Genomic DNA, 6,603 nt, shown 5'->3' on the forward strand with positions numbered 1-6,603 from the left:
GTCGGGAGCGGTGCCCCCGGCGGCCTCCCGCAGGAGCCCGGCGACCCGGCCCCCGGCGGCGTCGTCGGCCGCGAGGTCCAGACGGACGACCCGCGCCCCGTGCGCCCGCAGCGCCTCCTCGCACCGGGCGGCCTCCGCCGCCCCCCACACCCACGCCATCGGCTCCCTGCGCCGCCACGACGGAGGGGCCCGGCGCTTCGCCGCGTCCCTCGCCGAGGCCCATGTCCGCGGCGCGGCGGTCGACTGGAGCCCCGCGTTCGGCCTGGCCGGCGCGCCGCTCGTGGACCTGCCGACCTACGCGTTCCAGCGCGGGAGCTACTGGCTGCACGACGAGGCGGCGACGGTGCCGCAGACGGCAGGCGACCCCGCCGAGTCCGCTTTCTGGAGCGCCGTCGAGGGCGAGGACCTGGACGCACTCGCCCGCGCCCTCCAGTGGGAGACCGCGGGATTCTCCGATGTCACCCTCGGCTCGGTGCTCCCGGCTCTCGCGTCCTGGCGCAACCGGCTGCGCCGCACGGGGGCGCTCGACTCCTGGCGCTACACGGTGACGTGGAAGCCGCTGGGCGAGGTCGGGGCGTCCCCGCGCGACCAGGTGCTGGGCGGGCGGACCTGGCTGCTCGCCGCACCGCGGGGGGCGGCGGAGGCCGCCCGGTGCGAGGAGGCGCTGCGGGCGCACGGGGCGCGGGTCGTCCGTCTGGACCTCGCGGCCGACGACGCCGCCGGGGGCCGGGTCGCCGGGCTCCTGCGGGAGGCCGCCGGGGGCACCGCTCCCGACGGGGTGCTCTCGCTGCTCGCCCTCGACGAGGAGCCGTACGCGCCGGGCAGCGCGCAGCCCGCCGGCCTGGTGCTCAACACCGCGCTGGTGCAGGCGCTCGCGGAGACGGGCACCGACGCGCCGCTGTGGTGCGCCACGCAGGGCGGTGTCCCGGTCACCGGCGCGGAGGGCGTCGCCCGGCCGCTCCAGGCGACGACCTGGGGACTGGGCCGGATCGCCGGGATCGAGTATCCGCAGCGGTGGGGCGGCCTCGTCGACCTGCCCGAGGAGCTCGACGCCCGCGCGGCCGACCGGCTGTGCGCGCTGCTCGCCGGACACGCCGACGGCGAGGACCAGGTCGCCCTGCGGGCCTCGGGCGCGTACGGCCGCCGACTGGTCCGCGCCGCCCCGCACTCCGGCGGCGGCAGCCCGTGGACGGCGCGCGGCACGGTGCTCGTCACCGGCGGCACCGGCGGCCTCGGCGCGCAGCTCGCCCGCCGGTTCGCGGCCGACGGCGCCGAACACCTCGTGCTGACCAGCCGGCGCGGCCTCGACGCCCCCGGCGCGCCGGAGCTCGCCGACGAACTGCGCGCCACGGGTGTCCGGGTGACCGTGGCCGCCTGCGACACCGCGGACCGCGAGGCGCTCGCGGCACTGCTGGCCGGACTCGCGGAGCAGGGCGACACCCTGCGCGGCGTGGTCCACACCGCCGGGGTGCTCGACGACGGCCTGATCTCGGCCCTCACCCCCGAGCGCGCCGCGGGTGTGCTGGGGCCGAAGGTGGACGGAGCAATCCATCTGCACGAGCTGACCGCGGATCTCCCGCTCGACGCGTTCGTGCTCTACTCCTCCTTCGCCGGCACGGTCGGCGGCCCCGGCCAGGGCAGTTACGCCGCCGCCAACGCCTTCCTCGACGCGCTCGCCGCCCGGCGCCGCGCCGACGGGCTGCCCGCCACCTCGGTGGCCTGGGGGCCGTGGGCCGGAGGCGGCCTGGTGGACGAGGCGACCGAGGCGCGGCTGCGCGGCACGGGCATGCCCGCGATGGCGCCCGGGACGGCGATCGACGTGCTCCACCGCGCCCTGGAGGCGGGGGACGTCCAGGTGGCCGTCGCCGACATCGAATGGGACCGGCTCATCGCCGCCTCCCCTCATCTGCAGTCCGCGGCCCTGCTGCGCGACCTGCCCGAGGCACGCGCCACCGGCGCCGGGCGCACGGACACCGCGGACGGCCCCGCACCCGCGGGCGAACTGGCCCAGCGGCTCGCCGCCCAGCCGAGGGAGGCGGCGGCGGCCGACCTCGCCGCCGTCGTGGCCACGGAGGTCGCGGCCGCGCTCGGCTTCTCGGGGCCCGAGGACGTCGAACCCGAGCGTGCCTTCCGGGAGCTGGGATTCGACTCGCTCACCGCGGTCGACCTGCGCAACCGGCTGAGCACCGCCACCGGCACCCGGCTGCCCGTCACCCTGGTCTTCGACTATCCGACGATCACGGCGCTCACCGCCTACCTGCTGACCGAACTGATCGGCGACACCGGCGCCGACACGGCGTCCGGCGCGCCCGTCCTCGCGCCGGCAGCCGCCGACGACGACCCGATCGTGATCGTCTCGATGAGCTGCCGGCTGCCCGGCGAGGTCCGCAGCCCGGAGGAGCTGTGGGAGCTGCTCGCCGAGGGCCGCGACGCCGTGTCGGACTTCCCCGCCAACCGCGGCTGGGACATCGAGGGCACGTTCGACCCGGACCCGGACAAGCCCGGGACGTTCTACGCAACGGCCGGCGGATTCCTGTACGACGCCGACCACTTCGACCCGGCGTTCTTCGGGATCTCCCCGCGTGAGGCGCTCGCCATCGACCCCCAGCAGCGACTGCTGCTGGAGACCACCTGGGAGGCGTTCGAGCGGGCCGGGATCACCCCCGAGAGCGTCAAGGGCACCAGCACCGGTGTCTTCCTCGGCGCGAGCTACAACGACTACGGTTCGCGCTTCCGGCGTGCGCCGGAGGAGTTCGAGGGCTACCTCGCCACCGGCAGCGCGAGCAGTGTCGCCTCGGGCCGCATCTCCTACACGTTCGGTCTGGAGGGCCCGGCGGTCACCCTCGACACCGCATGCTCCTCCTCCCTGCTCGCCCTGCACCAGGCGGCGCAGTCGCTGCGGCAGGGCGAGTGCACGATGGCGCTCGCCGGCGGTGTCGTCGTGATGTCGACGATGGACACGTTCATCGAGTTCTCCCGTCAGCGGGCGATGGCACCGGACGGGCGCTGCAAGGCGTTCTCGGCCGACGCGGACGGCGCGGGCTGGGCCGAGGGCGTGGGCATGGTGCTGCTGGAGCGGCTGTCCGACGCACGCCGCAACGGCCACCGGGTGCTGGCCGTGGTCAAGGGCTCGGCGGTCAACCAGGACGGCGCGAGCAACGGCCTCACCGCGCCCAACGGTCCCGCGCAGCAGCGGGTGATCCGTGCCGCCCTGGCCAACGCGGGCCTGACGCCCGCGGAGGTCGACGCGGTGGAGGCGCACGGCACCGGCACCTCGCTCGGCGACCCGATCGAGGCCGGCGCCCTGCTCGCCACGTACGGCAAGGACCGTCCCGCGGACCGGCCGCTGTGGCTCGGCTCGCTGAAGTCGAACATCGGGCACACCCAGGCGGCGTCGGGAATCGCGGGCGTCATCAAGACGGTGCTCGCCCTGGAGAAGGGCGTGCTGCCCAAGACGCTGCACGCCGAGGTGCGTTCACCGGACATCGACTGGTCCTCCGGCGCTCTGGAGCTGCTGACGGAGGCCCGCGACTGGCCGGAGACGGGTGCGCCGCGTCGTGCGGGCGTGTCGTCGTTCGGCGTCAGTGGCACGAATGTGCATGTGGTGCTGGAGCAGGCGCCGGTGGTGGAGCCGGTGGAGGCCCCGGCCGCGGATGGTGTGGCGTGGCCGGTGCCGTGGGTGGTGTCCGGCCGCACCGAGGACGCCGTCCGCGACCAGGCCCGCCGCCTCGCCGCCCACGTCCGCGAACACCCCGAACACACCGTCACCGACATCGCCCACTCCCTCGCCACCACCCGCACCGCCTTCCACCACCGCGCCGCAGCCATCGGCACCGACCGCGACGACCTCCTCACCCAACTCGACCGCATCGCCGACACCACCACCCCCATCACCCAGACCCAAACCGGCAAAACCGCCTTCCTCTTCACCGGACAAGGCGCCCAACACCACCCCCCTCCCCACCTACCCCTTCCAACGCCACCGCTACTGGCTGGAGGCCACGGACGGAGACGGGGACGTGTCGTCCGCGGGGCTGGACACGGCCGGGCATCCCCTGCTCGGCGCGGCCGTCACGCTCGCCGACTCCGACAAGCTGGTGCTGACCGGCAGGCTGGCGGTCGGCAGCCAGCCGTGGCTCGCGGATCACGCGATCTCCGGCTCGGCGATCCTGCCGGCGACGGCCTTCCTCGAACTGGCCGTCCAGGCGGGCGACCGCGTCGGCTGCGACCGTGTGGAGGAGCTGACCCTCGAAGCGCCCCTGCTGCTGTCGCAGCGGGGTGCGGTGTCGCTGCAGTTGGTGGTGGACGAGCCGGACGGGAACGGCAGCCGCTCCCTGGCCGTGTATTCGCGCCCCCAGGACGCGGAGGCGGAGCTGCCGTGGACGCGGCATGCCTCCGGTGTCCTCGCCACGGGCGTCGCCGAGGGCGAGGACGATCTCGCGGCGTGGCCGCCGGCGGGCGCGGAACCCCTCGACGTCGACGACCTCTACGAGCGGTTCGCCGCCAACGGCTTCGCCTACGGCCCCGCCTTCCAGGGGCTCACCGCGGCCTGGCTCCGCGGCGACGAGGTCTTCGCCGAGGTCCGCCTCCCCCAGGAGCAGCACGCCTCCGCCACCTCCTACGGCCTGCACCCCGCGCTCCTCGACGCCGCCCTGCACACCATCGCGCTCGGCCCGAAGCTCCAGAACGACGAAGGGCTGCTGCCGTTCTCCTGGTCCGATGTCGCGCTGCACGCGTCCGGCGCGGCCGAGCTGCGGGTGCGGCTGACCGGGCTGAGCGCCGACTCCGTCTCCCTGACGGTCGCGGATGCCCTCGGCCGGCCCGTGGCCACGGTCGGCTCGCTCGTGCTGCGTGCGCGCCCGGCACGGCTCGGCGCCGCGCCGGGTGCGGGCCCGGACGCGCTCTACCAGCCGGTCTGGGTCGGCCTCGCCGCCCCCTCGGAGCCGCGCGAGGCGCCGGTGCTGCCGGGCTTCGAGGTGCGCGAGCCCGCTGACCTGGAGCGTCTGGCGCAGGCGGCACAGGTGCCCGACGTGGTCGTTGCGCCGTACGTGCCGCAGGACGGCGCGACGGCCGACATGGTCCGCGCGGCCGTGCACCGGGCGCTCGCCCTGGTCCAGAGCTGGCTGGCGGAGGAGCGGTTCGCGGGCGCGCGGCTGGTGTTCGTGACGCGCGGCGCCGTGGCCACCGAGCCGGACGGCGACGTGGCGGACCTGGCGCACGCGGCAGTCTGGGGCCTGGTGCGGTCCGCCCAGTCGGAGAACCCGGACCGTTTCGTCCTCGCCGACGTCGACGACGACCCCCGGTCGCTCGGTGCGCTGGCCCTCGCGCTCGCCGCCGACGAGCCGCAGTTCGCCGTGCGTGAGGGGCGGGTGACGGTGGCCCGGATCGCCGTCGCGACGGCCGCCCCCGTCGCGGACGTCCCGTCGTGGGACACGTCCGGCACCGTGCTGATCACCGGCGCGACAGGCACCGTCGGCGGCGTGATGGCCCGTCATCTGGCCGCGTCCGGCGCCCGGAACCTGTTGCTGACCAGCCGTCGCGGCCCCGCCGCCGAGGGTGCCGAGGAGCTGCGGGCGGAACTCGTCGCGCTGGGTGCCGAGGTCACCGTCGCGGCCTGTGACACCTCCGACCGGGACGCGCTGGCGGCGCTGCTCGCCACGGTGCCGGCCGACCGCCCGCTCAGCGCGGTCGTCCACACCGCCGGTGTCCTCGACGACGGGATCGTCACCTCGCTCACCCCCGAGCGGGTGGACCGGGTGTTCGCGCCGAAGGTCGACGCGGCACTGCACCTGCACGAGCTGACGGCGGAGCACGGCGTGCCGCTGATCCTGTTCTCCTCGATCGCCGGATCCTTCGGCGGCATGGGCCAGGGCAACTACTCGGCGGCCAACGCGTTCCTCGACGCCTTCGCCCAGCACACGCGGGCCCGGGGGCACGACGTGCGCTCGATGGCGTGGGGACTGTGGGAGGAGCGCAGCGAGATGACCGGCAAGCTCGGCGGCAGCGATCTGGGCCGCCTGGCCCGGGGCGGCATCGTGCCGTTCTCCTCCGCGGACGGCGCGGAGCTCTTCGAGCGGGCCCGGGCACTGGACGCGGCGGTCGTCCTGCCGGCGCGGTTCGATCTCGTCTCGCTGGGCTCGCGCGGTACTGTGCCCGCTCTGCTGCGGGACCTGGTTCCGGCCGGCCGCGGCCGCGCGCCCGTCCGGCGGGCTGCCGCGGGCGGCGGGGCGGCTCCGGTGCGCGGGGTCAGGGAGCACCTGGCCACCCTGCCGAAGGCCGAGCACGGCCCGTACCTGCTCGACCTGGTCCGGACGACGGTCGCCGGTGTCCTCGGCTACACGAGCAGTGCGGCCGTCGATCACGAGCGGGGGCTGATGGACCTCGGCTTCGACTCGCTGACCGCGGTCGAACTCCGCAACCAGCTGGGCAAGTCGACCGGTCTGCGGCTGCCGGTGACCCTGCTCTTCGACTACCCGTCGTCGCGGGCGATCGCCGAGTACCTGGAGGCGGAGATCGCGCCGGCCGAGACACCGGCCGGTCCCGCTCTCGCCTCGCTCGCGGAGCTCGACCGCCTGGAACTGGATCTCGCGCGGCTCGCCGGGG

General features: G+C 75.7%; 1 protein-coding gene and 2 pseudogenes. All 3 read left to right on the forward strand.

Annotated elements, in window-relative coordinates; translation table 11 throughout:
* Positions 1-286 precede the first annotated feature (286 nt).
* Positions 287-3,946 (forward strand): annotated as a pseudogene (locus EAO77_RS40225) (SDR family NAD(P)-dependent oxidoreductase); the annotation flags it as partial.
* A 151-nt stretch (positions 3,947-4,097) separates the two neighbouring features.
* Positions 4,098-4,796: pseudogene (locus tag EAO77_RS41415) on the forward strand (polyketide synthase dehydratase domain-containing protein); the annotation flags it as partial.
* Between the two features lie 48 nt (positions 4,797-4,844).
* Positions 4,845-6,603 (forward strand): type I polyketide synthase (locus EAO77_RS40235; RefSeq protein ID WP_261994092.1); only part of this gene is annotated, 1,759 nt, incomplete at its 3' end.

The organism is Streptomyces sp. T39 (assembly GCF_008042045.1).
Classification (GTDB): Bacteria; Actinomycetota; Actinomycetes; order Streptomycetales; family Streptomycetaceae; genus Streptomyces.